Below are 24619 nucleotides of genomic sequence, written 5' to 3' on the forward strand. Positions count from 1 at the left end.
AAAAAGGAGATGATATGAATCTAAATTTTACTAATAACAAATCTGTAGAAGAACTTTGGAAAGAAGAAAAAAAACACAAACCAAAATTGATCTTACTAGCAATATTAATGATATTTATTCTTTTAATTAGTTCTGCTTTACTAATTTCTACCTCTATTTTCTTAACGGTTGAAGATCAAACGTTTTACAATTATGAACAAAATATTTTATTATTTTCTCTTTTAAGTATGTTTATTGCGAGTTTTAGTTTTTATTCTTACATTAGTTCAATTAAAAAAAGTTATGATAATAAAAATTTAGCTTTCATAAGTCAAAGATCATATAGTTTATTATTTTTACTAAGTTTTATTTTTCCAATATATCTAATTAGTTATTTTGTTAATAATGATTTTTTAAAAAACAAAAGTTTATTTAAAACTGTTGAAGTTATTTTACCTTTTATATTAACTTTAATATTAGTACTAATTACTTGAATAACACTATTTATTTTTATGAATATAAGAAAAATACAAAAAGATTTTTTAATAGCACATCATACAGAACAAGCTAAAAAAGTACTAGAAAATTTACCAGAATTAAATAATATATTTGATAAATTTTCCAGCTTTGAAAATACAGACGATTTAAACAAACAAAAACAAAAAACTTCTGAAGATAAGCAATCAAAAGAAGAAAATAAATTTTCTAAAGAAAAAGAAGAGTTAAAAGAAAAACTTCAAAAACTAGAAATAGAAAAACTAAGAAATATAGCTTCAAAATTAGAAATTTCAGGCATCGAAAATATGTCTAAAGAAGAATTAATTCAAATTATTGTAAGATTAAGTTAAATAAAAAATTCCTAGAGATATTTCTAGGAATTTTCCCTGAATGCAAAATCAAGTGCACCACTATAATGTAAAATTAAAAAGTGGTTGCACTTGATTTTTTAAATAAAAAAACTACCTATAAAAATTTAAGACAACATACTTTTTATTGAAAGGACCATATGAATTATAATACAACAAAGCATTATTCGCATTTAAATGCTGAAAAAGATTTTTAATAGAGAAATTGTTTTATAAAAATATTCAATTAGACAAATTGCTAATTTTCTTAATGTCAATCACTCAACAGTGTCAAGAGAATTAAAAGAAATTCAAATTTTTACGGATTTTATGATCATTTAATAGCAAATGAAAAAGCCAAAATAAGACATAAACATAAAAGATTGTTTTTCTTTCTCAAATGGATGATTATAAAGAATTTAGCAAACTTATTAAAGATAATTTTAACAAAGCAACATGCGGAATAAAAATGACTTACAACTTAATAAAAGAAGGTATTAAAAATATTAAAATCCCTTCGCTAAGGACTGTTTTTAATTGGATTAATACAGGAAAATGAGTATTAACTAATAAAGATAGATTAAGAAAGCACTATACAAAAGGCGGAAAAAGAAAAAATAACGTTATTGAAAGACTTGTGCAGTCAAATTATGTATTTCCTATTTGAGCTAGACCAAAACATATTGATTTAAGAGAAACATTTGGGCATTGAGAGGGTGATTTAGTTATAGGTAAAAAATCCGCAGGGCATTCTAGTCTTTTAACTTTAGTGGAAAGAAAAAGTAGGTTGGGAATAATTGTGAAAGTATCAAGTAAAAATCCTTTTACATTAATAAAGTGCTTTATGAAAGAATAAATACACTAGAATTACCTGTTGAAAGTATTACTTTTGATAATGGAATTGAATTTAATGCGGTTGGAATATTAGCAAAAAATTAGGAATTAAAATTTATAAAGCCGATAAATACGCTTCTTTTCAAAGAGGAACTAATGAAAATTTTAACGGACTTATAAGAAGAGTTTATAAAAAGGGACTGATTTTAATAAAGTCTCTCGAGAGGAAATATTAAATCTTGAAAAAGAATAAATTTTATGAATAGAGACATACTAGAAGGAAAATGCGCTTTTGACATATATGAAGAAGAAATAGAAAGATTAAATAAATATTAATTAAAACTATTAAAAATTACAAGATTATTACAAGAAAATAATGAAAGGGTCGAAAAATTTTGCCCCATAATTTTTATTAACTTCATTAATAAAAACCGCTTTACAAGCGGAATTAAAAGAAGGGGATATCCCCTTCACCCCCTTAATAGTAAATAGGGGTATAAAATATTGTAAATTGTAGTACAATGTTTTTATAATAAAAACTACTGGTGCACTTCAATTTGCATTTTAGGAATTCCTAGAGATATTTCTAGGAATTTTTTTTATAAACTATTGCAACTAGATTAAACAATTTCATCTATAATAATAACTTTTGAAAAGTCTTTAAAAATAGTTAATTCTTTATTTTCTTGTCCTTCTTTTCCTTTTTGAACAAAACTTACAACTTTATAACTTTTTCCTCTTGCTGTCTGACCATCAGACCCCGTTTGAGGAATATTTGAAAATACAAAATATAATCTATTTAAAGAATCTGATTGCGCTGTTGCTTCAACAGAATAATCAATAAACTCTTCACCTGAATCTTTTGATACTTTTACAAAATCTCCAGATTTTCTATCAAACTCTCTAATAGTTAAAATATAAGCTTCATTTTCAATTATTGAATGTGTTTCTGCATTAATTGTTAAAGGCTTCACACTTTGATCGCTTGTAGATACTGTACTTGAAGGTACTCTTTTAAAAGAACTCAAATATGCTTTTGTCGTTAAATGATTATTTAAGTTTTGATCCTCATAAGTTAAATCAGTAGAACTTGTAAGAGTTGAGTTTTCATCCCCAAATTTAAGAGATTGAATAGCGTATGTTTTTTGTGATAATAACCCTGGTATTGTAATTTTAAATGAAGAATTTTCATCTGTATATAAACCACTAACTTCTTGTATTGAATCATTAACAACTTTATATATACCTTTAGGCTCTATTTCTACTAATTTTACTCATATTTTTTTACCTTTAAAATCGCTTGGTGTGCTAAAGTTCAATGTAACATCTACTGAACTAGCTTCTTTACCTTGAGTTAACTCAAATTTTGCAGAGGAAATTTGAGGTTTTGCTGTCGTAGTGAATCAAGCAATATCATTTGTGGCTCCTGCAATTATTAATTCTTTAAACTCTCCTGATGTAGCATCGTTTTTAGCTTTTCTAAATACTTTAAAAACATATTTAGTAGAATCTGTTAGATTATTTAGTGTTACAGTTGCTTTATCAGAGTGTCTTTGAATTAAGTCAAAATTTGCTGTTTTAAAATCATTGTCAGTTGCTTTTTTATATTCAAATTTATACTCATAATCTTCACTAGAAAATTTCTCTTCTTTAGCTTGAAAATTTAATATAACTGAAGAAGAATATAAATTAGTTGTCGAAAATACTATATCAGATTTTTCCTCAACTTTTGAACAAGATAAAACCATCAATCCACTAAGTGAAGCAACACTAGATACAATTAAAGGTTTTAAAAATTTATTTTTTTTCATATTTTCCTTAAATTCTTTTTTATTGATAAAAATTAAAATAATTACTTTTATTTTGTTTTAATATTTAAATTATATATTAAAAATCATTTTTGGTTACCAAAATGGTTACCAAAATGGTTACCAAATTGGTAACCAAAACAACAAACTAAATAAAAAAACAAAAAAATCTTTAATTATGGGTTATAAATTTAAAAATATCTATATTATTTATTCTTATTATTCTTAAAAATTTTGTTTCCTAATTTTATATAATCGTTAACCATTTTTTTAAAAACAGATAAAGATTTTAAAAAAATATCTTCTTTTTCCAAATCAATCTCTGATTCTTTTAAAATATTAAGAGGTTTATCCTTTCCGCCCGCGGATAAAAATAATTCTATATATTTTTTTAGTTCTTTTTCTTTATTTTCTTTATATTTTGAGAAAAATATGCTTCCCACAATATAACCTATGGCATATTTATAAACATAAAAATCATAATAAAAATGAGGAATAATGACTGAATAAATAGTGAGTTTTTTATTAGGTATTTTTTTAGCAAAATATTGTTTATATAAATCAGAATAAATCATTGATAAATCTTCAAAAGTAGATATATTTTCTTTACTATCTATTTTTTTGTAAAGCTCATATTCATAATTGGCCCAAAATGTTTGTTTGATAACTGTAGAGATGAAGTTATTAATATTTTCTCTTAACAATTGGAAACGAGTTATTTCATTTTTTGAATTAGATAATAAATAATCACTTATAATAAGTTCATTAAAAATAGAAGCTATTTCAGCTAAAATAATTGGATAATCGCTTAAATTTTGAGGTTGATTTTTATTAGAAAAATAAGTATGTAGAGAATGTCCCATTTCATGAGCTAAAGTTAAAACTGAATCTAAAGTATAATTTCAATTCATTGAAATAAATATTTTATCTAAACCAAAAGAGTTGCTTATAGAATATGCTCCAGATGCTTTATTTGAATAATTCATATAATCTATTCATCTTTCTGAAAAAGCTTTTTCAGAAACCTTAATATATTCCTCGCCCATATCTTTCGTTGCTTTTAAAAACGTTTCTTGTCCCTTTTCAACTGAATAATATTCTTTTTTAGAAAATAAATCTAAATCGCCATCATAAATTTCTTTTTTTTCATTAAATTTAAATTTAAAAAATATTTTATCTGCTTTTTCAAACTTTTGTATTATTTTATTCATCTTTTTAACATTTAAAAATAGGTTTTTAATTACTTTTTCACCCACATAGTCTTCACTAAGTAAAAAATTTACTGAGGACTTAAAATTTCTTTTAAGGGCAAATACAGAAATTTTTGTAAAATGTTGAATTAATAGTTTTGAATATGTATTTTTATTTTTATAATATGCATCCAAATAACTATTGTAGGCTGTTTGTCTAATTTTTCTATCCTTGTTTTTTAATAAAAGTGAATAATTACCTTGAGTTATTTTAATTTTTTTACCTTTAGAGCTTGTAGCATAACCTAAATCTGTTTCAATATCACTTAAAATCTGAAATATTTCCCCAAAATCACTTTGTGATCTACTAATTTCCATTAAAAAAGTTTCAATTTCATCAGAAAACTTATACTTTTTAAAATCAATTACTTGTTCAAATTCAAGTTTGTAATCTTTTAATCTAGGATCTTCTTTTCAAATTTTTATTTTTTCAATATTTTGAAAAATTCTATTTATTTCAGAACCATTTTTCTTATCAAATTCATCAAAATCATTTTCAAATTTTGTTTTAATTTGATTTATTTTTTCATCTACAGAATTTATAGTTAATTTATTAGACAAGTAATTTATTATTTTATTATATTTTATTTCATTTTTATTTTCTAATTTTTTAAAATAAAGAAAAGATTCAACACTTTCGTATTTTGAATCTTTATAATCTAATTCTTTATTTTTTATTTTTCAATATTCTTTAATAATATCTTCGATTTTTTTATTTTCTAAAAGAGATTCTAAATCAAATGTATATTTTTTAGGAACATCTTCAATTTTTTTATAAAATTTCATTTTCTTTTTTAAATTGATCTAATAATTGTTTTACTTCAAACTCGTTGTCACATTTTAACGCTTGATGAACTAACTTGTGAGCTTTTGAGTATTCTATTTCTGAAATTAATTTTTTAGCTTCTAAAATGCTTGTAGATGACATTGAAAATTCATCTAACCCCATTCCTAATAATAAAGGAATTGCATTTAAATCTCCAGCCATTTCTCCACACATACCCGCTCATTTACCTGCTTTATGTGCTCCATCAATAGTCATTTTAATTAGTTTAAGAATTGAAGGATTTAAAGGTTGATATAAATATGAAACTTTTTCATTCATTCTATCGGAAGCCATTGTGTATTGCATTAAGTCATTTGTACCAATTGATACAAAATCTGCATATTTACAAAATTGTTCAGTTAAAACTGCAGCAGAAGGAACTTCAACCATCATACCCACTTCTATATTTTCTGAGACTTCATATCCTTCTGATTTTACTTGTTCATAAACTTCATTATAGATTTTTTTAGCTTCTTTAAATTCATCAACTGTAGCAATCATAGGAAACATAATAGCTAAATTCCCGTAAGCAGAAGCACGAATTAATGCTCTTAGTTGTGTTACAAATGTGTCTTTTCTATCTAATGATAATCTAATTGCTCTATAACCTAAAAACGGATTCATTTCCTCAGGGAATTTAAAATATTTTAAAGTTTTGTCTCCTCCTATATCTAAAGTTCTAACTACAACTTGTTTACCATTCATTTTTTCTAAAACAGCTTTATATGAATTAAATTGTTCATCTTCTGTTGGTCAATTTTCTGCATCCATATACAAGAATTCACTTCTAAATAAACCAACTGCATCAGCATTAAATTTTAAAGCTCCTTCTGAATCTTGGACTGAGCCTATATTTGAAGCTATTTTTACTTTTTTATTATCTTTTGATTTTGATTCTTTATTTAAAAAGGTTTCTAATTCTTTTTTGTAATTTAAATAATTTTCATATTCATTTTTAAAAGTTGATATTTCTTCTTCTGTTGGTTTAATAATTGCTATTCCGGTTTCACCATTCATAGCAACAATGTCATTATTTTCAACCAACTCAGTAATATTACCTAACCCTAAAATTGCGGGTATTTCTAAACTTCTGGCCATGATAGCTGAATAGGAAGTTCTACCTCCGATATTTGTTAAAAATCCTTTAACAAACTTTTTGTTTAATTGCGCTGTATCAGAAGGTGTTAAATCTTCTGCGACAATTATGGTTTCTTCATTAATTTCTGAAAGATCGACACTTTCTATATTTAATAGGGCTTTAATAATTCTTGATGCTACGTCTTTTATATCGGCAGCCCTTTCCTTAAAATAAGGATCATCAAAAGCTAGAAATTCTTCTATTTTTTGCTTCATAACTACATCCGTTGAATAAACTGCATTAAAATTATCTGTAGTTATCATAGCTTCAATTGGTTCAATTATTGAAGGATCAGAAATAAATAATAAATGTGCGTCAAATACACTCGCTTCTTCTTCTGAAAGTGTTAATAAAGCTTTTTCTTTTATTTTTTCAACTTGTTCTGTTGCTTTTTTGAGTGCTGATCTAAATGTTTCTAATTCTTGTTCAACATTAACTATTTTATTAGAATTTATTTCTATTTTAGTTTCTTCGATTTTAAAAACTTTAGCTATTGAAACTCCGTTAGATGCTCCTATTCCTTTGATTTTTTGTGACATAAATAATCTCCTTAAAATTCTTATTATTAAAATTATATTATTTTTTATTTTTTTCTTATTATTTTTTGGTAAAAAAAATAAGAAATAGACTTCTTATTTTTTACGAATTAAAATTTGAATTGATTTAACTATTTCTATCGATAGTATAGGTATTAATCCAAAAATAAAAGGAATAAAAGGAATTCAATTATTAAATTTTTCTACATAAAAATTCATGTTAAATATTTTAGAAAACTCAGGAATATAAGCAACGGGTAATAAAATAATAAAACTTACTATAAAAGCAAAAAATACAAATTTTATATCTTTAATTTTTTGTTCTATTAGCAATTCATTACTTCTTAAAACAATTGAGTTTAAAGATAAAATAATTCCCATAGTTATAAAGCATGAAAGTGATGCTAAATGTAGAGTATTATTATTTAATTGTAATGTATCTCTTACTCCTAAAAAACTAAATGACCCATAAGAGCTTGCTGCTCCTAAATAAAATGAAAACAATGATAAAGTTGTTGTTAGTAATGATAATATTAATATTTTTATCATCATACCTTTATCTAATATTGAAGCATTTTTTTCTAATGGTTTATTTTTCATTAAATCTTGCTTGGTTCTATTTAGCCCTAAAGCTATTCCTGGAAAAGTCTCAGAAATTATGTTTATTCACAAAATTTGTAAAGAAGATAATGGATTGATACCAAATATTAGCATTCCAATAAAAGTAGTTAATAAAGCACTTAGATTTGTTGTAAATAAGAAAATCATAAGCCTTTTTATATTATAAAGAATTTTTCTACCTTCTTTTACGGCACTAACAATGGTAGAAAAATTATCATCTGTTAGAACCATATCAGCAGCTTGTTTAGAAACGTCAGTACCTGTAATGCCCATAGCGCAACCTATATCAGCTGCTTTTAAAGCTGGAGCGTCGTTTACTCCATCTCCAGTCATCGAAACAACTTTGTTATGTTTTTGTCAAGACTTAACAATTCTTATTTTATCTTCAGGGCTAACTCTTGCAAAAACTGCTACTTTTTCTATTATTTTATCTAATTCTTCATCTGACATAATTTTAAGTTCTCTTCCACTTAAAACCATATCATTCTCATTTTCTACAATTTTTAATTCTTTAGCTATAGCATAAGCTGTATTTTCATAATCACCGGTTATCATTACGGTTTTAATACCTGCTTTCTTAGCTATTTCTATTGAAGTTTTTACTTCTTCTCTTGGCGGATCTATCATCCCTATTAAACCAATTAAAGTTAGATTATTTTCTATATTTTCTGAATTTAAATTTTCAGGAATATTATCTCATTCTTTAATAGCTAAAGCTAATACTCTTAAAGCTTTACTAGAAAATTTTAGATTATAATTTTCAAAATCTTGATTGTAGTTTCTTGAAATTCTAAAAATAGAATCTGGTGCCCCCTTGGTTATAGAAAAAATCCGATTGTTGTATTTAATAAAAACAGTCATCATTTTTCGTTCTGAATCAAAAGGAATTTCGTTAATTCTTTCAAATTCATTAGATAACTTTAATTTAAAAATGTTTTTATTTAGTGCATATTGAATAATTGCTGTTTCAGTAGGATCACCAATTAATTCTATTTCATCTTTTTCATTTTTAAAATATGTTGCATCTGTACATAAAACAAAATTTTCTATAAATTCTTGCTCTGTAAATAAAGGATCTATATATGTTTCAACTACTTTCATTTTGTTTTGTGTTAAAGTACCAGTTTTATCACTGCAAATAATAGATACATTACCTAATGTTTCTGCTGCTGGTAACTTTTTAACTAAAGCATTTTTACTTGATAAACGCTTAACTCCTATAGATAATATTACAGTAACTATAGGAACTAAACCTTCAGGAATAGTTCCTATTGCTAAAGTTATAGCAATTATTATTCCTTGTGCAAAACGATTTCAATTACCTGATGCAACTACAAATATATAAACTAAAAAAGTAACCACACATAAAAAAGCAGAGAAAATTCCGATTTTTTTGCTTAAAGAGGATAACTTACTTTGTAAAGGAGTTAATTTTTCTCCTTCATTATTTAATAATTCCGCAATATTTCCTAATTTCGTATTATTACCTGTTTTAGTTACTAGAAATTTAGCTCTTCCGTTTATTACATTAGTTCCGGCAAATACATTAGTTTCTTCATTATCTTCTCAATTAAATGTTTCGTTAGTGATATTCTTTTTAAAAACACTTAGTGATTCACCTGTTAAAATAGATTCTTCTACTTCTAGTTGTGCTGAATTTATTAAAATTCCATCTGCTCCAATTGTATTTCCTGCTTCTATTAAAACAATGTCTCCTACAACTATTTCTTCTGTTAAAATAATTATTTCTTGTCCGTTTCTTAACACTCTAGAAGTTGGTGAACTTAAAGAACGTAGTGATTCTATGGATTTTTCTGCTTTATTTTCCTGAATTAAACCAAATATAGCATTTAAAATTACTATAAACAAAATAACAAAAGGTTCCATAAAACTTGTAATAATTTCTATTTTAGTATGTTCATTTCCGTGCACTATAAATTCATAAATAGCTATACCTAAAGATAGACCGGAAGCTACTAATAATAAAATTATCATTGGCTCAATAAATTGTTTTAAAAATTTTATGAATAAAGGAGTTTTTTTCTTTTCTCTTAATTTATTTTCTCCATATTCTTTTCTATTTTCTAAAACTTCTTCATTATTTAAACCTTTATTAAAATCAACGGTTAAAAAATTGCTATTTTTTTCCATTTTTTCTTTCTGCAGCTTTTTCTACAAAAGCATTAAATAATTTATGAGGACTTAAAGGTCTAGCTGTAAATTCTGGATGATATTGAACTCCGATATAAAAAGATTTGCTTTTATCTTCACAAGATTCAACCAATTTTAACTCTGGATGGTAACCTGAAAAACTAAAGTTTTCATCTTCTAATAATTCAATAAAATTGTGTTGAATTTCATAACGATGTCTATGTCTTTCATAAACTTCTGTACTTTTATAATATTTAGCAATGTGTGAATCTTTTTTAAAAACTGAAGGAGATTCTCCTAATCTTAATGTTCCACCCATTTTATCTTTTTCATTTTTACCTTTGATATAATCCAATACATAAACTTCGTCTTTATCTCCTGAAGCAAATTCTTTAGAAGTAGCTTTTTTAAACCCTTTTAATCTAGCTTGAGCTACTGACATGGCTTGCATTCCAAGACAAATTCCAAAAGTTGGTATATCTTTTTCTCTTGTATAAATAGCTCCTAAAACCTTTCCTTCAAAACCTCTTACTCCGAATCCTGGTAAAATTATCACACCATCCGCATCATCTAAATTAGTACTAATATTTTCTTCGTTTAATAAATTAGAATCAATATATTCAATTTTTATATCATAACCCAAATCAATTCCAGAAATTTTTAATGCTTCATTAATGGATTTATAAGCATCAGAAAAACTTGTGTATTTACCTAACATTTTAATTAATAAAGTATCTTTTTTTTCTTTATTAACTTTATTAGCGAACATTGTTCATTTTCTTAAATTAGGTTTAACATCATTAATTCCAAAATAGTTCAAAATTATATTTGCTGCACCTTTTTTTTCTAAATATAAAGGCATTTCATAAACATTAGCTAAATCTGGAGCGGATATAACGCTTTTTTCACTTAAAAATGTAGCTTTTGCTACTTTAGTTAAAACAGCATTTTCAACTTTATCATTAGACCTTAAAAGAATCATATTTGGTTTTATACCCATTCCTCTTAATTTATTTACAGAATCTTGTGTTGGTTTTGTCTTAAAATCACCTGATGTTTCTAAAAAAGGAACATATGTCACATGGATAAAAAATGTATTTAATCCATTTTTTTCTCCACTCATCTGCGCAATTGCGTAAATAAAAGGATTGGACTCTATATCTCCTACTGTTCCACCAATTTCTACTATAATAAAATCACTATTATATTTTTTTTCAATATTTTTAATTATTAAAATTATTTCATCCGTTACATGCGGAATGTATTGAACAGTTTTACCTTTATATTCACCTAGTCTTTCTTTTTCTAATATATTTCAAAAGATCTTACCACTTGTATAGTTTGAATCTCTTGAAAAATTTTCATTAATAAATCTTTCGTAGTGACCTAGATCTAAATCGGTTTCTCCTCCATCTTGCGTTACATATACTTCACCATGTTCATATGGCGACATAGTTCCAGGATCTACATTTAAATAAGGATCTAATTTTAAAACAAATACACTAAATCCTCTAGATTTTAATAAATTACCAATAGAGGCAGCGGCAACTCCCTTACCTAGCCCTGAAATTACCCCACCAGTAACAAAAATAAATTTTGACATCTTTCCCTTTCTGAAATTAAAATAAATTTTTAAAACTTAAATTTTAATTAATATATTTAATTATACAAAAATTTATTTTTTTATTAGATGTAAATTATTAAATATTTACTTTTTATTATTTTTAAAAAGAGATGAATATAAAAAGTTGTTTTAAATTTAATTTACATTTTGCTTTTTTTAAAAATTAAAAAAGTTTTATAATTTTAATATGAAAAATAAAAGTAAAAAAATAATATTTACATCCATTGCAATAGGGTCTTTAGCAGTTGCGACTTTAGGAGGATCATTAGCATTTTTATTAAACAAAGAAAGAAAAGATTCTGTTTATGAAAAACATTTTTCTTTTAGAACAGAAGAGAAAAAAATAATTATTTCTATTCCTCAAAGTTTTAAACAAAAAATAAATAATATCAAGATAACTATTAAAAATGAACAAAATAATAATTTAGAAATAAGTTTAGAAAAATTTGTTTTAAATAACAAAAATGAGATTGAAATTGATACAGAAAATAAAATACAAAAAAATTCAATCTTTTATCTTTCTAATGTAATTGTTAATAATGAAACTATAAATTTATCACAATATACTGAAGAGGAAATAAAATTAATCTTTACATTGAAAAATAATGATAATGATGATAAAAATCAAGATTCTAATGAGTCAAAACCGATCGATAATTCACAAGAAAATAGTGATACTAACAATAAAAGAAATGAAAAAAATCCAAATAATACTGAAAATGATGCAAAAGATAATTTTCATAATGATTCTTCTTTAGAAGAAGAACCCGAAAACAAGGTGGAAGATTCTAATCCAAGAGATGAATTTGTTGTTGAATCAATCGAAATATTAGAAAAAACAGATCAAGGCGCAAAAGTAAAATTTATTTTTTCTAAACATATTCTAAAAAATTCTTTAATTAAAGATTTTCAATTAGAAATTGAAGGAACTAAAAGCCAAAAATTGTTTTTTAGCTCAGAAACATATACAGAAAATGACAACTTTTTAATTTTTAATATTAATAATTTAGATTTTAGTGAAAACTATCCTATTAAAAAACTAATTTTAAATAATGTAGAAATTAATTTTAAAAATGCCCAGAAGTTAGGAAACTTATGAGAAGAAAGTAGAGAAAATGCAGAACCTTTCTTATTTTCTACATTACAGTACAATACACCAATAACATACGAAAGTATTACTACATCTATTGAAAATGATCAAATTTCTTTATCTTTCAACAACATAAAAGGATTGTTTATCTTTAATGATGAACAATATTTAGCAAAAATAAAAGTAAAAGTATTAAGTGATGAAAATGAAACTGAATTAGAATTATTTCCAATGGTAACTAAGCAAAAAAATTCAGAATTAAAAAATATAAATTTAACTATTATGCCTAAAGATTCTTTTGATTATGATGATTATTATTCAGAAATACCTGATAATTCAACGTTTGAAATTTTAGAATTCAAAATTGATAAAGATGGTAAAGCAAATATAATAGAACCAAGAATTAGCATCGTACCAGCTGATGGTGTTAATAAAACATTTAATTCTCAAACTAATTATGATAAATATTCAAATACTTCTTTTATATATGATGAAAACTTGAAACATCTTACAATTTCTACAAATATTATTAAAAATTCTTCAACAGAATTAAATAATGTTCAATTTGAATTAAGGTCTGATTTTGGAGGATATTGAAAAATCCCAGCACTTTATGTAGATTCTAAGTGAAAGGCAGAAATTAATAATATTGATATTTCTGGAAAAATAGAACTTCTAAGAGTTTTAAGTAATGAAACAGAAATAAGAATAGATTCATCTAATAAAGGAATAACTAGTTTTACAAAAATAAAAAATACAGAAATTCCCGAGATAAACAATATAACAATAGAAAAAGATTCAAATAATCCTATTTTTAGTAGTATAAAAGTTGAATTTACTGATAGTGATTTAGAACTAGAAAAATTTAATTTTATAGAACCTATACTTACATTAGTAAAAGAGTCTGAAAAAAATAATATTGATGCTAAAGTCATAAAAGCTAAATTTACAAATAAGAACAATAATAACTATGTTTTCAGTACTTATTTAGAACATAATGTAAACTATATAATAAAAGATTTTTCTTTTTCAAATACACATTTTAACTATAAAAATGTAATTAACAAAAGTTTAACTTCCCATAGTTTAAACCAAGAAAATCTCGACAATTTATTGAATAATATTTCCACCTTAGAACTACAAAATAGATTTTGAGCTTCTGGAGCATTAAAACACTTAAAAACAACTTCTGATTTTATTTTAAATACCAATTTATCAAAAATTACAGGTTTTAACGAAACTGTTGAAGTGGTTGTAGATGAAAGTAGAGATAACTTAAATTTAAATGAACAATTAGGAATTTTAGAACTAAGAATTAAACTAAGATCTGAAAATTATTCTACTAACTTTAAAAAAATTTCAATTTCTAATCTTTTTACAGCTAATTTCTTTAAAAATTTCAATCATGCACCAGATTTTTATGATAATTTTATAAAAATATCCAATAATGGTTATCTAAAAAGTACATCAGAATTTGATGAAACATTTACAGAATTAGAAACTAATGATCTAACTTATTCTTTTGGTAACCCTATTACATGAGTAGAAATTAAAAATCAAAAACTAAAAGACTTTGTAGAAATTTCTGAACAATTAGCTGATTATGATAGTTCAAAATTAAGAATTTATTTAGTTAAATTTAGAGATGTTAAAAATCTTTATGAGCCACATCAAACCTCTAGTTTTGCTTCTCAAGGTGTTTTAAATTATAAAATCGCATATTGATTTGATAATTTAGAACAACCACACCCAGAATCTAAATATAGATATTCTTCAGGATCGCTTATTTTAGGCGGATTTGCGATTAAAAATAAGACACAAAATCTTTACCAAAACTTTAAAGAAATGTTATCTGATTTTTCTTTTAATAGATGGGAAAGCTTTAATTCTCAGTTTGGTCTAAAAACAAATAATAATAATTTGGATAATATTATAAATGATATAAATTCTATAACCAATAAAAGAGAAAAATGAAATAAACTTCTAGAAATTTCCAATTTAGAAAAATTAATAAACCAAATTAACGTTTTGGTTTCTAATTCTTTTAATCCTTCTATAAGAAAAGAAAATTACGCCATTGAAATAGAAAATTTAGAAAAAGTTTCTATAGGTTTAAATAATTTTATTAAAGTCAAAATAACATTAAGAAATTTATCACTAAACACTAAATTCTCTAAATATAATAAAAATAATGTAATAAACTTTCCACTAGAATTTATAATTCATTAATATTAACAAAAACAAGCAACTAATATAAAATTATTAATAAGTTGCTTGTTTTTCATTAATTTTTACAATTTTATTATTATGATTTGCATTTCGTTTAAATTTTTTGATTTAACAAATTTCATTATTTTAAAATTGTTCTTATTCATGTTTTGCTATCAATTATTTTAGATATTTCTTTTTTCTCTTCGTTTTGTAATGAATAAATAAATAAAAAATTCTCTTTATATGCTTTAAAAATGCATTCAAAAACTTCTTCATCTTTTTTTATATTTTTAGAAATGTATTTAGAATTTTTGTAAGCAATAAAGTTTTTAAGACCTTCTTTAACTACATCTTTGTCATTTTTTAGTCTATCTGAAGCATATTTAAGTGATAAAGGATCTTTTTTTATTGCTAATAATACAAATCCTTTATCATCCTGAATATCATTAGAAACAAACTCAAGAGCATCTCCTCTTTTAGTTATTGCAATTTTAGCAATATCTTTGTCATTTTTTAATCTATCGGAAGCATATTTAAGTGATAAAGGGTCTTTTTTTATTGCTAATAACACAAATTCTTTATCATCTTTAAAATGGTAAGGTGCGTATTTTAAATTGGCTCCTCTCTTTTTAACTGCTAGAGTTGCTATATTTAAATCATTCTTTAGTCTATCTGAAGCATATTTAAATGATATAGGCTTACTTTTTATTGCCAATTCCATAATTTCATAATTGTCTCTGAATTTATCATATATATATTTTGCTATATCAATATTTTTAGATAATGCTTCTAGTATAAAATCTTTACTATTTTTAAAATCATAATCTAAATATGAAAATGTATAGTTCTTTTCTTTAATCATATTTAATAAAATATTTTTATGCTCAATATTTTTAATATCAAAATCAAATAAATGGTAAAAACCATAATCTAAAACAGATTTTTTCATAAAATTTATATTTTGTAATAAATTTGAATCAATGTATTTTTTTAAAATAAGTATAAATAAATCTTTTTCAGGTTTTACTTTTATTTCATTAAAAAGTTTATATAAAAAGTTTTCGTTATTTAAATATTTTTTACTTAATAAATTTCATGCTTCATTAGCTTTATCGCAATTTAAAATAAATTGTTTAGATGAAACGATTAAAATAATCGCCTTTTCTTCATCGTGCGGATTAATTTCTTGAATAACTTCGTCATTAATTAAATTATTTTCTAAAAAATTTTTTATTAAATTTTTGAATGTGTTTGTCATATTCTCTCCTTTTTTTGTAACTAAAAAAGAAAAAAACCTCCTATAGACTGATAGGAGGTTATATTATAATCTTGAATCTTAAAAACCTTCACTATCATACAAGCTTTAGCACTTTGCCAAAATGGTAAGTTGCTGAAGGTTCACAGAGCTTGTCTCTCCCCTTCTCTTTATAGTTACAATAATATTATAAACTATTTTTTCTTAATTAAAATCAGAAATTGTAAAATAACAAATTGTGTGTAGTAACATATATTTTGAATAATATGAATATTTAAAAATTAATTTTAAAAAAATGTTTCATAACTAAGTTAATATCTTTAATGCAATTGAATTAACTACTATTTATCATTTTTTGTATTTATTTTTTGAATTATTAATATATTTTTAATAAATAAATCTATTATATCTTTGGAAATTATTCCATTATCATAAAAATTTTTAATTATTTTTAAGTTTTCATCATTTCTTTTTATAATTGTTTTACTATCTTTAAATTCTTTGTAAGAATATATGAATTTCACTAGCGAATAGATAATTGTAGAAATAAAAATTATTCCAGAAATCGAAACTAAGATAAGTCACGAAATAAATCAATTAAAATTTTCACCAATTCCTGGTAGTCATTTATCGTGATTTCAAGTCGCTACTTGCCATAATCCAGAGATTGATAAAAGTGAAGTCCCTATAATCACTCATAATGCTAAGACAGATTCTCTAAAAGATTTTTTATAAATTTTCTTGTCTTTTATAATAAAATTTTTCTCTTTTTTATAGATATTAATTTCTTCAAAAAGTTTAGTAAATTTTGATTTTAAATTATATTATAAATATTATGTATATAAACCAATCTCTATATTAATAAATTCTGAAATAAACAAAGATCAAAAGGAAGTTATTTATTTTAATAGAATAGTGATGCAATAAAGTTTTTAGTACTTTTTTTATTTTCTATGTTAAAATTAAATTGTGATTAGAGCCTACAACTCTCCTGAGCCGGGCACGTTAAAAAAATTGGTCATAGTTCATACCACCTGTTGAGTAGGCAACGCTAAGGGGTGGCGTTTTTTATTTTTTTAATATATCAATATTTTATTAATGAGGGTTGTTTTTAATTTTTTTTATTATAATTTAATATATAAGAATGAATGAAAGGAATAATTTATGCTTAAAAAAATTATAACTTTAACAAAAGAAGAATGAGACCAAATAAAAGATGCAGCGGAAGAGCGTGGATTAAGTTTTGGAAATTTTTTAAAAGAAAGTGTATTCATTAGAATGAGGGAAGATAAAAAATTAGACCTCGCTGGATACTTAAATAAATATGCTCCATTCGTTGATGAACAAGAACAAGCAGAATACGATGAAATGATAGCTAATGGAGAATTAGATTTAGACGATATGAGCGATGCATCAGAACTAACACTTGCAGACTTAGAAAGTGATGATGAAATATAAAGTCCAATATTCTAAACAAACAAAAAAATTTATGAAAAAAAGACCAGAAACAGGTAGAAAATTTTTTAAAACTTTTAAATGAGTATCAGAAAATAAAATAACTAACCCGTATTATTACGATATATCAGAAATAAAAGATAATAAACACAAGAATGTATTTAGATTGATAATAGAAATATATAAGGCGATTTTCAGAATTGAAAATGATAAAATTATAGTTATATTATTAAAAAGAGATATAAGAAAAGAAGTTGAATAATAAAAACCAATAACAATGCTCTTTTCTATGTTCTAATTTAAAGATAAAATCAATAAAAGATAGTCCGCAAGAGTGCGGACTTTTTATTTTAAGGTGCCAAAAGAGTATTTTAAAGAACGTAAATAACTAAGATAATGTTTATATAAAAATTAAAATAGCATTTGTAAGCTAACGCATAAAAGCAATAGAAAAAAATTGAAATATAATCTTTTTTATTTAATTTTGAAATAGTTTTTAGTTGGTTTTGTTTATAGAAAATTGTTCATTATTCTTTAAATTAGTGATTTTTATATTTTCTAAGTCGTTGATATTAATATTTTCGGCAAAAAATACTAAATCATCTAATTCGCTAAAGCCATAAATTATATTATTTTTATATTCTAAAGTAAATAAATAATTATTCATTCTCTTATATTTTTCGGGTAATTTTATTCTTAATAAAGTAGATTTTTCAATTTCTTCTTTTTGAAAAATAGATAGTTTAGTTTCTTGTTTTTCTGTTAAATTGAATAAATTTAAAGAGGATTTAGTAAAATTGAATATTTCATTATTTCCCCCATGTCTTAGTTCAACTAAACCAGGAACAATAAAAGCTGTTTCATTATTAATTAAACTATTTAATTCTATTTCAAATGATTTTTTTTCATTAAAATTTGTAAAAAGTTTTTCAATTTCAGTAATTTGGCCTTCTTTACTAATTAATAAAATTTTAAAATTAACTTCTGAATTTTCATTACTATTTAATACGTTTGTAAAATTGAAGGTTAATTTATCATTTTCTATAGAAGATGTTAAACTATTTTGAGATTTATTAATATTTTTACTAATATTAAAATCAGGATTAACAATTTTTATATTATCTGATTTTAAGGTAATTTTATCTCCGAAAGAAAATGGTTTATCATTTTCAATTTTTATTATTTTTAATTTTTCATTTAAAAATGTTCAATTTAAAGTTGATTGATCATTAAGTTTAAAATTAATATTATCACTAATTCAATCATTAGCATCTTCAACAAAAAATAAGATATTATTAGAATCTAGAAATTCTACTTTTTTTACTTTTATCTCTTTTTCTTCTTTTTTGTATATATCTTGAATACTTTTATTAAAATCTTTGTTTTCTGCTAATGTTTTTTCAAAACCATTTTGATTATTTTTAGATATTAATCTAAAAGGATTTCATTTATAATCTTTGTTTAAACTTTTTATATCAAATATAATGTTATTAGAATCGTATATTCCCTTTATTACACTTATTTCATTAATATTATTTATTAAATAAAGTTTCTTTTCTGTAGTTTTATCTTGATCGAACTCTAAAGTGTCGGAATTAATAATTATTTTGTCACTCTTTAATTCACCCAATTCATAATTTGATAAAGTTAAAAGTTGCTTATTTGTATTAAAAAAAATGTTTGAAAACAGCTTTGTTTTAGAATCTAAATATATGCTTGTTATAGCGTATTTACTTTTCTTTCATTCTGAAGGAATAGAAATAACAATTTTGTTATTAGTTATTTCTGCTGATTTTGTTAAATTAATTGAAGAATCATTTTCTTTTTCTAATTTATAGGATATTTGTTTTGGACTAAAAAGTTCATTAAAATTTATAACTATTTCAGATTTTCTTTCAGAAGGAACAATTTCAAATAAAGGTCAATTCAACTCAAATTCACTTATATTTACTTTTGTTGTCATATTTTCAGAAAGAGTTATTTTATATTTCCCTTTTTCTAATGCTGTTTTTTCTGGAATTTCTACTCTTCAAAAATTGCCATTTTCTTTATTAATTAATGTAGCGATAAAACTTTGATTATTAATAAAAACATTTTTATTATCGCTTTTTTTATCTTCAGTTTTTAAATAAATAAATCAATTATTTTCACTTTTTGTTATTTCAACTTCTTTTTTATCTAAATTAACATCGCTTTGAACAACGTTTTTATTTTTAACTATAGCAATAATCGAACCTATAGTCGCTAAAGAAACTATAGGAACACCAAAAATAAATAACTTCTTTAATATACTTTTTTTAACCATTTAACTCTCCAAAATAATTATTATTTTTCGAAAAATATATAATTAAAATTATAGCAAATAAAGAAAGTAAATACTGAATATAAAAAATATTTTAGTAAATAAATTGATTTATATTTAAATTCTTTTTTAGAATTTCTAATAACACTAATAAAGATTCGCAAAAATTAATAAACAAAAAAATAAAACTTATTTTTATTTATATTTTTACCATTTCAATAAAGTAAAGAAAATGGCTAAATAATTGATAATTATTTTAATTTTTAGTATTTATTTTATTTTTATTTTATAATTTTTTTATATTTAAATTAATCAAGGAGAAAATATGCATTTTCAGAAAGAATTAGAAAATAAAATTCAATCAAAAAATAAAGAATTTAATACTAAGAAAACCATTTTATTAATTGACGGAGATGATGAAAGAGCTATTAAAGCTGCTGAATTAATTGCTAAAAGTGGATTATTAAACGCTGTTTTACTAGTAAATAAAAAAAACGATGATGTTTCCAATAATATAAAACAAGAAGTTGTAAGTTTAGAAAAACAAAAAGAATATGCAAACTTATTTCTAGAATTAAGAAAAGGAAAAGAAACTCCAGAATCAGCTGAAAAATCTATGAAAAACAATCCTTTTTATGCAATGATGATGTTAAAAAATAAAGAAGTAGATGGAATAGTTGGAGGGTTGAATTATACAACGGCAGATATTTTAAGAGCTGCTTTTAAAGTGATAGGTCCTAAACAAGGAATAAAAACTATTTCTTCGGCAATGATTATGCACAAAGAAGAAGAAAAATTTATTTTTTCAGACATTTCTGTAAATATAAAACCAAATTCTGATCAACTAGCAGAAATAGGGATAAATGCAAAAGAATTTGCTAAAAATTTAGGATTAGATACTAATGTAGCTTTTCTTTCTTTTTCAACAGATTCATCCGCAGTTAGTGAAGAATCTAAATTAGTAGCTGATGCAGTAGAAAAATATAATTCTATTTCTAAAGATAAAAAAGCTATCGGAGAAATACAATTTGATGCTGCAATAGATCCTAAAGTAAGACAAGCTAAATACAAAAAAGAATCATATTCAGGTAAAACTAATATTTTTGTATTCCCAAATTTAGATGCAGGAAACATTGGTTATAAAATTGCACAAAGATTAGGTAATTATGGTGCAATCGGTCCTGTTATCACAGGAATAGCTGAACCTGTTAATGATTTATCTAGAGGTTCAACAGTTGAAGATGTTTATAATACTATTTTAATAACTACATTACAAAGTTTTAAGGAGGAAAAATAATGGGTGGAAAAGTATTAGTAATTAATGCCGGTTCCTCTTCTATGAAATGATCATTATTTTCAAAAAATGATTTTTCAATCGTTGCATCTGGAATTGCGGAAAGAGTTGGAATTGAAGGTTCTTTTTTAAAAATAAACTTTGAAGGTTCAGAAATTAAAAAAGAAATAAAATTAAATGATCATAAAGCGGCAGCAATTGAAACATTAAAACTTTGACAAAAACATAAAATAGTAAAAAAAATAAATGAAGTTGAATTAATTGGTTTTAGAGTTGTGCACGGGGGAGAATATTTTAATGATTCTATTAAAATTGATTCTAAGGTTATTGAATTAATTGGTGAATGTTCAAAATTTGCTCCATTACATAATCCAGGAGCATTGCAAGCAATTAATGCTATGTTAGATATTTTACCAAACGCTAAAATGAGCGCTACTTTTGACACAGCATTTCACACTACAATTCCTAGCATAAATTCTCAATATGGAATTAATAGAGAATTTGCTCAAAAATGAGGAATCAAAAAATACGGAATGCACGGAATTAGCCATAAATTCATTACACTTAAATTACAAGAAATCTTAAATAAAAACTCTGTTAACTTTGTTAATTTACACATCGGAAATGGTGCATCTCTTTGTGCGGTAAAAGATTCAAAATCATTTGATACTTCAATGGGATTTACTCCTTTAGCAGGAATAATGATGGGAACTAGAAGTGGTGATATCGATCCTGCAATACACGAATATGCTACTGAAGTTGCAGGAATGTCTTTAAAAGAATTCACTAATTTACTAAATAAAAACTCTGGATTATTAGGAGTTTCTGGTATTTCTTCTGACATGAGAGACTTAGTTAAAAGATATAAAGAAAATGATGAAAATGCAATTTTTACTTTAAATTTATATGCTCAAAAAATTGTTGATTATTTAGCTAACTATATAAATAAAGTTGGTAAAAAAATAGATGCATTAGTATTTACTGCAGGTATTGGTGAAAACTCTAGTTTTATTAGAGAATTAGTGATTGAAAAATTAGATTTACCTAATTTAAATATTGAATTAGATCAAAATAAGAACAATATTTCTCCTTCTGAAATAAAAGATTATTTATTAATTTCTTCTAATAATTCACAGATTCCCGTTTATGTAATTAGAACAAATGAAGAATTATTAATTGCACAAGATGCAGTCAAACTATATGAATAAAGCTATTTTCCCCGGAAGTTTTGACCCTTTTCATAGAGGACATTTATCAATTTTAGAAAAGGCTTTAAAATTATTTGATTTTGTATATTTAGTAATAACTTTAAATCCAGATAAAAATCAACGCTCTTCTTTTGAAAGTAAAAGAAAAATCGTTGAACAACAAATTAAGCACTTAAAAAATGTAGAAATTCTTATTAATCAAGACAAATTAACTGCTGAATTAGCTAAAGAATTAAATGTTAATTTTCTAATTAGATCTGCAAGAAATGATATTGATTTTAATTATGAAATAGAATTAGCTGTAGGTAATAAAGCAATTAATAATAGCTTAGAAACAATTTTATTCTTTCCTGATGAAAATAATATAAAAATTAGCTCAACTTTAGAAAGACATAAAAATTTCTACAAAAATAAAGGAAAATAATGTGAAAATTTTTAATTTCATCTTCTAATAAAGCTAATTGATTAAAACATGATAATAAAGAAATTTGTTTTATAGGACGTTCTAATGTTGGTAAATCTTCACTTATTAATGCTTTAGCAAATAATAAAATTGCCAAAACTTCTAATACACCCGGAAGAACACAACTCATTAATTTTTTTCAAAATCAAAATACAAATATTATAGTTGATTTACCAGGTTATGGATATGCCAAGATGTCTAAAAGCTTATCAGCTAAAATGTTTGATATGATTGAAGAATATTTTAGCTTACGAGAAAATTTATTAACTACTTTTTTACTTTTTGATTCAAGAATCGGTTTAACAGAGAAAGATTATCAAATGTTAGAATTTTTAGAATCTATAAATAGAAATGTGATTTTAGTTGCCACTAAAATCGATAAACTTAATCAGTCACAAATTTATAAAGTTAAAAAAGAAATAGAAATATTAAATAAATATGAATGTTTTTTTGTCTCCTCTGCAAAGAAAAAAAATATAAATATATTAAATCAAAAAATTAATGAATTATTTTTAAATGGTAAATAAAAAATCAAGATATTAAATAGGTACAATAAATTTAAGCCCTATTTAGTTCTTGATTTTTTTTATTATTTTATTTACCAAATTTAAATAAACAAATATCTCCGTCATTCATTTGATATGTTTTACCTTCTAGACGCATTTTGCCCATTTCACGGGCATTTTTTTCACCTTGGCTCTCAACGTAATCTTGATAACTTATAACTTCTGCCTTTATAAATTTCTTTTCAAAATCGCTATGAATAATTCCGGCACATTCTGGTGCGAACATTCCTTTTTTAAACGTTCAAGCTCTAACTTCTTTTACTCCAGCGGTAAAATAAGTAGCTAAATTTAATAAACTGAAAGCTTCTCTAGTTAATATTTCTAGACCAGAATACTCTAAGTTATATTCTTTTAAAAATAATTCTTTATCTTCTTCATCTAATTGACTTATTTCGTATTCTAAATGAATAGAAATAGGTAATAACAAATTATTATAAGAAGTCACTAATTCTTTTAAAGAATTATAATGTTTATTTTTATCTAAATTATTAATATCTTCTTGAGAAATATTTGCAACATATAAAATTGGTTTTAATGTTAGCAACTGATATCCTTTAACAATTTTAAGTTCTTCTTCACTTAAATCTACTTCTCTAGCGGCTTGATTGTTTTCGAAAGCTTTTTTTAGTTTTAATGCAACTTGATATTCTGCCTTTATATCTTTATCGTTAGTATTTAAAGCTTTTTTTTCAACTCTTTTAATAACATTTTCTATAACTTGTAAATCTGCTAATAATAATTCTAAATTTATAACTTCCACATCATTAACTGGATTTATTTCGTTTGAAACGTGTAAAATATCTTTATTTTCAAAACATCTAACAACCTGAATAATAGCATCTACTTCTCTTATATTTGATAAAAATTTATTTCCTAATCCTTCACCTTTAGATGCCCCAGATACTAAACCGGCTATATCTACAAATGTAAATGTAGCTGGAAGTATTCTTTCTGGTTTTACAAATTCTGCAATTTTTTCTAGTCTTTTATCTTTTAATTCTACAATTGAAATATTTGGTTCTATTGTAGTAAATGCATAGTTTGCTGATTCCGCTTGTGTTTTAGTTAAGGCTGAAAAAAGTGTTGATTTTCCAACATTAGGTAATCCAACTATTCCTGCTTTTAATGACATTTTTTCCTTTGTAATAATAAAAATCTTTAGA

19 protein-coding genes and 1 riboswitch are annotated in these 24619 nt (G+C 23.9%); of the genes, 10 read left to right on the forward strand and 9 right to left on the reverse strand.

What is annotated here, in order from left to right; translation table 4 throughout:
- Positions 1-14: 14 nt before the first annotated feature.
- From NX772_RS02560 to NX772_RS02565, 3 genes are all read left to right on the forward strand, one after another.
- Entirely contained in the window at positions 15-827 is an 813-nt protein-coding gene (locus tag NX772_RS02560) for a hypothetical protein (RefSeq protein WP_027123470.1), read from the forward strand.
- A gap of 252 nt (positions 828-1079) precedes the next feature.
- Positions 1080-1166, forward strand: a complete 87-nt coding sequence (locus NX772_RS04010; protein WP_465223510.1) for a hypothetical protein — start codon at positions 1080-1082, stop codon at positions 1164-1166.
- A gap of 58 nt (positions 1167-1224) precedes the next feature.
- On the forward strand, positions 1225-1680 hold the full coding sequence (locus NX772_RS02565; RefSeq protein WP_259429348.1) for a hypothetical protein: 456 nt from the start codon (positions 1225-1227) through the stop codon (positions 1678-1680).
- A gap of 598 nt (positions 1681-2278) precedes the next feature.
- Here NX772_RS02565 and NX772_RS02570 read toward each other — a convergent pair.
- The 5 genes from NX772_RS02570 to NX772_RS02590 all read right to left on the reverse strand — a co-directional run bounded on the left by NX772_RS02570 (position 2279) and on the right by NX772_RS02590 (position 11591).
- Entirely contained in the window at positions 2279-3469 is a 1191-nt protein-coding gene (locus tag NX772_RS02570) for a fibronectin type III domain-containing protein (protein ID WP_027123372.1), read from the reverse strand.
- A 203-nt stretch (positions 3470-3672) separates the two neighbouring features.
- Positions 3673-5502: an oligoendopeptidase F gene (gene pepF, locus NX772_RS02575; protein ID WP_027123373.1), complete on the reverse strand. Its 1830-nt coding sequence runs from the start codon at positions 5500-5502 to the stop codon at positions 3673-3675.
- Positions 5489-7219 (reverse strand): phosphoenolpyruvate--protein phosphotransferase, encoded by a 1731-nt coding sequence (gene ptsP, locus NX772_RS02580; protein ID WP_259429349.1) that lies wholly within the window; start codon positions 7217-7219, stop codon positions 5489-5491. Before ptsP ends, pepF begins: the two co-directional genes overlap by 14 nt.
- A 93-nt stretch (positions 7220-7312) precedes the next feature.
- Entirely contained in the window at positions 7313-9988 is a 2676-nt protein-coding gene (locus NX772_RS02585) for a cation-translocating P-type ATPase (RefSeq protein ID WP_051542172.1), read from the reverse strand.
- Complete coding sequence (locus NX772_RS02590) at positions 9975-11591, reverse strand: CTP synthase (protein WP_027123375.1); 1617 nt, start codon at positions 11589-11591, stop codon at positions 9975-9977. Before NX772_RS02590 ends, NX772_RS02585 begins: the two co-directional genes overlap by 14 nt.
- 208 nt (positions 11592-11799) lie before the next feature.
- Between NX772_RS02590 and NX772_RS02595 the strand changes: the two genes are divergently transcribed.
- Positions 11800-14931 carry a hypothetical protein gene (locus tag NX772_RS02595; protein WP_027123376.1) on the forward strand — a complete coding sequence of 1044 codons (3132 nt, stop codon included), beginning with the start codon at positions 11800-11802 and terminating at the stop codon, positions 14929-14931.
- Positions 14932-15052: 121 nt separating this feature from the next.
- Here NX772_RS02595 and NX772_RS02600 read toward each other — a convergent pair whose 3' ends face one another.
- Positions 15053-16171: a DUF4116 domain-containing protein gene (locus tag NX772_RS02600; RefSeq protein WP_051542174.1), complete on the reverse strand. Its 1119-nt coding sequence runs from the start codon at positions 16169-16171 to the stop codon at positions 15053-15055.
- 88 nt (positions 16172-16259) lie between these two features.
- Positions 16260-16347, reverse strand: a riboswitch (SAM riboswitch).
- A 162-nt stretch (positions 16348-16509) separates the two neighbouring features.
- Positions 16510-16863: a hypothetical protein gene (locus tag NX772_RS02605; RefSeq protein ID WP_027123377.1), complete on the reverse strand. Its 354-nt coding sequence runs from the start codon at positions 16861-16863 to the stop codon at positions 16510-16512.
- Positions 16864-17332: 469 nt separating this feature from the next.
- Between NX772_RS02605 and NX772_RS02610 the strand changes: the two genes are divergently transcribed.
- Together NX772_RS02610 and NX772_RS02615 are read left to right on the forward strand one after the other, a co-directional pair.
- On the forward strand, positions 17333-17626 hold the full coding sequence (locus NX772_RS02610) for a hypothetical protein (protein WP_027123378.1): 294 nt from the start codon (positions 17333-17335) through the stop codon (positions 17624-17626).
- Entirely contained in the window at positions 17613-17885 is a 273-nt protein-coding gene (locus NX772_RS02615) for a hypothetical protein (RefSeq protein ID WP_259429350.1), read from the forward strand. The genes NX772_RS02610 and NX772_RS02615 overlap by 14 nt, the downstream gene beginning before the upstream one ends.
- 234 nt (positions 17886-18119) lie before the next feature.
- Here the strand turns inward: NX772_RS02615 and NX772_RS02620 are convergent, their stop codons facing one another.
- Positions 18120-19928: a hypothetical protein gene (locus NX772_RS02620; RefSeq protein ID WP_027123380.1), complete on the reverse strand. Its 1809-nt coding sequence runs from the start codon at positions 19926-19928 to the stop codon at positions 18120-18122.
- A gap of 322 nt (positions 19929-20250) precedes the next feature.
- Between NX772_RS02620 and NX772_RS02625 the strand changes: the two genes are divergently transcribed.
- The 4 genes from NX772_RS02625 to yihA are packed head-to-tail and all read left to right on the forward strand — an operon-like array spanning position 20251 to position 23417.
- Positions 20251-21222: a phosphate acetyltransferase gene (locus NX772_RS02625; protein ID WP_027123381.1), complete on the forward strand. Its 972-nt coding sequence runs from the start codon at positions 20251-20253 to the stop codon at positions 21220-21222.
- A complete protein-coding gene (locus NX772_RS02630) occupies positions 21222-22427 on the forward strand; it encodes an acetate/propionate family kinase (RefSeq protein WP_027123382.1) in 1206 nt (401 codons plus the stop codon). The genes NX772_RS02625 and NX772_RS02630 overlap by 1 nt, the downstream gene beginning before the upstream one ends.
- Complete coding sequence (gene coaD / locus NX772_RS02635) at positions 22405-22851, forward strand: pantetheine-phosphate adenylyltransferase (RefSeq protein WP_259429351.1); 447 nt, start codon at positions 22405-22407, stop codon at positions 22849-22851. The genes NX772_RS02630 and coaD overlap by 23 nt, the downstream gene beginning before the upstream one ends.
- Positions 22851-23417 carry a ribosome biogenesis GTP-binding protein YihA/YsxC gene (gene yihA / locus NX772_RS02640; RefSeq protein ID WP_027123384.1) on the forward strand — a complete coding sequence of 189 codons (567 nt, stop codon included), beginning with the start codon at positions 22851-22853 and terminating at the stop codon, positions 23415-23417. The genes coaD and yihA overlap by 1 nt, the downstream gene beginning before the upstream one ends.
- A 67-nt stretch (positions 23418-23484) precedes the next feature.
- Here yihA and ychF read toward each other — a convergent pair whose 3' ends face one another.
- On the reverse strand, positions 23485-24588 hold the full coding sequence (gene ychF / locus NX772_RS02645) for a redox-regulated ATPase YchF (protein ID WP_027123385.1): 1104 nt from the start codon (positions 24586-24588) through the stop codon (positions 23485-23487).
- Positions 24589-24619 lie beyond the last annotated feature (31 nt).

This window comes from Mesomycoplasma molare (assembly GCF_024918955.1).
GTDB classification, from domain to species: Bacteria; Bacillota_I; Bacilli_A; order Mycoplasmatales; family Metamycoplasmataceae; genus Mesomycoplasma_A; species Mesomycoplasma_A molare.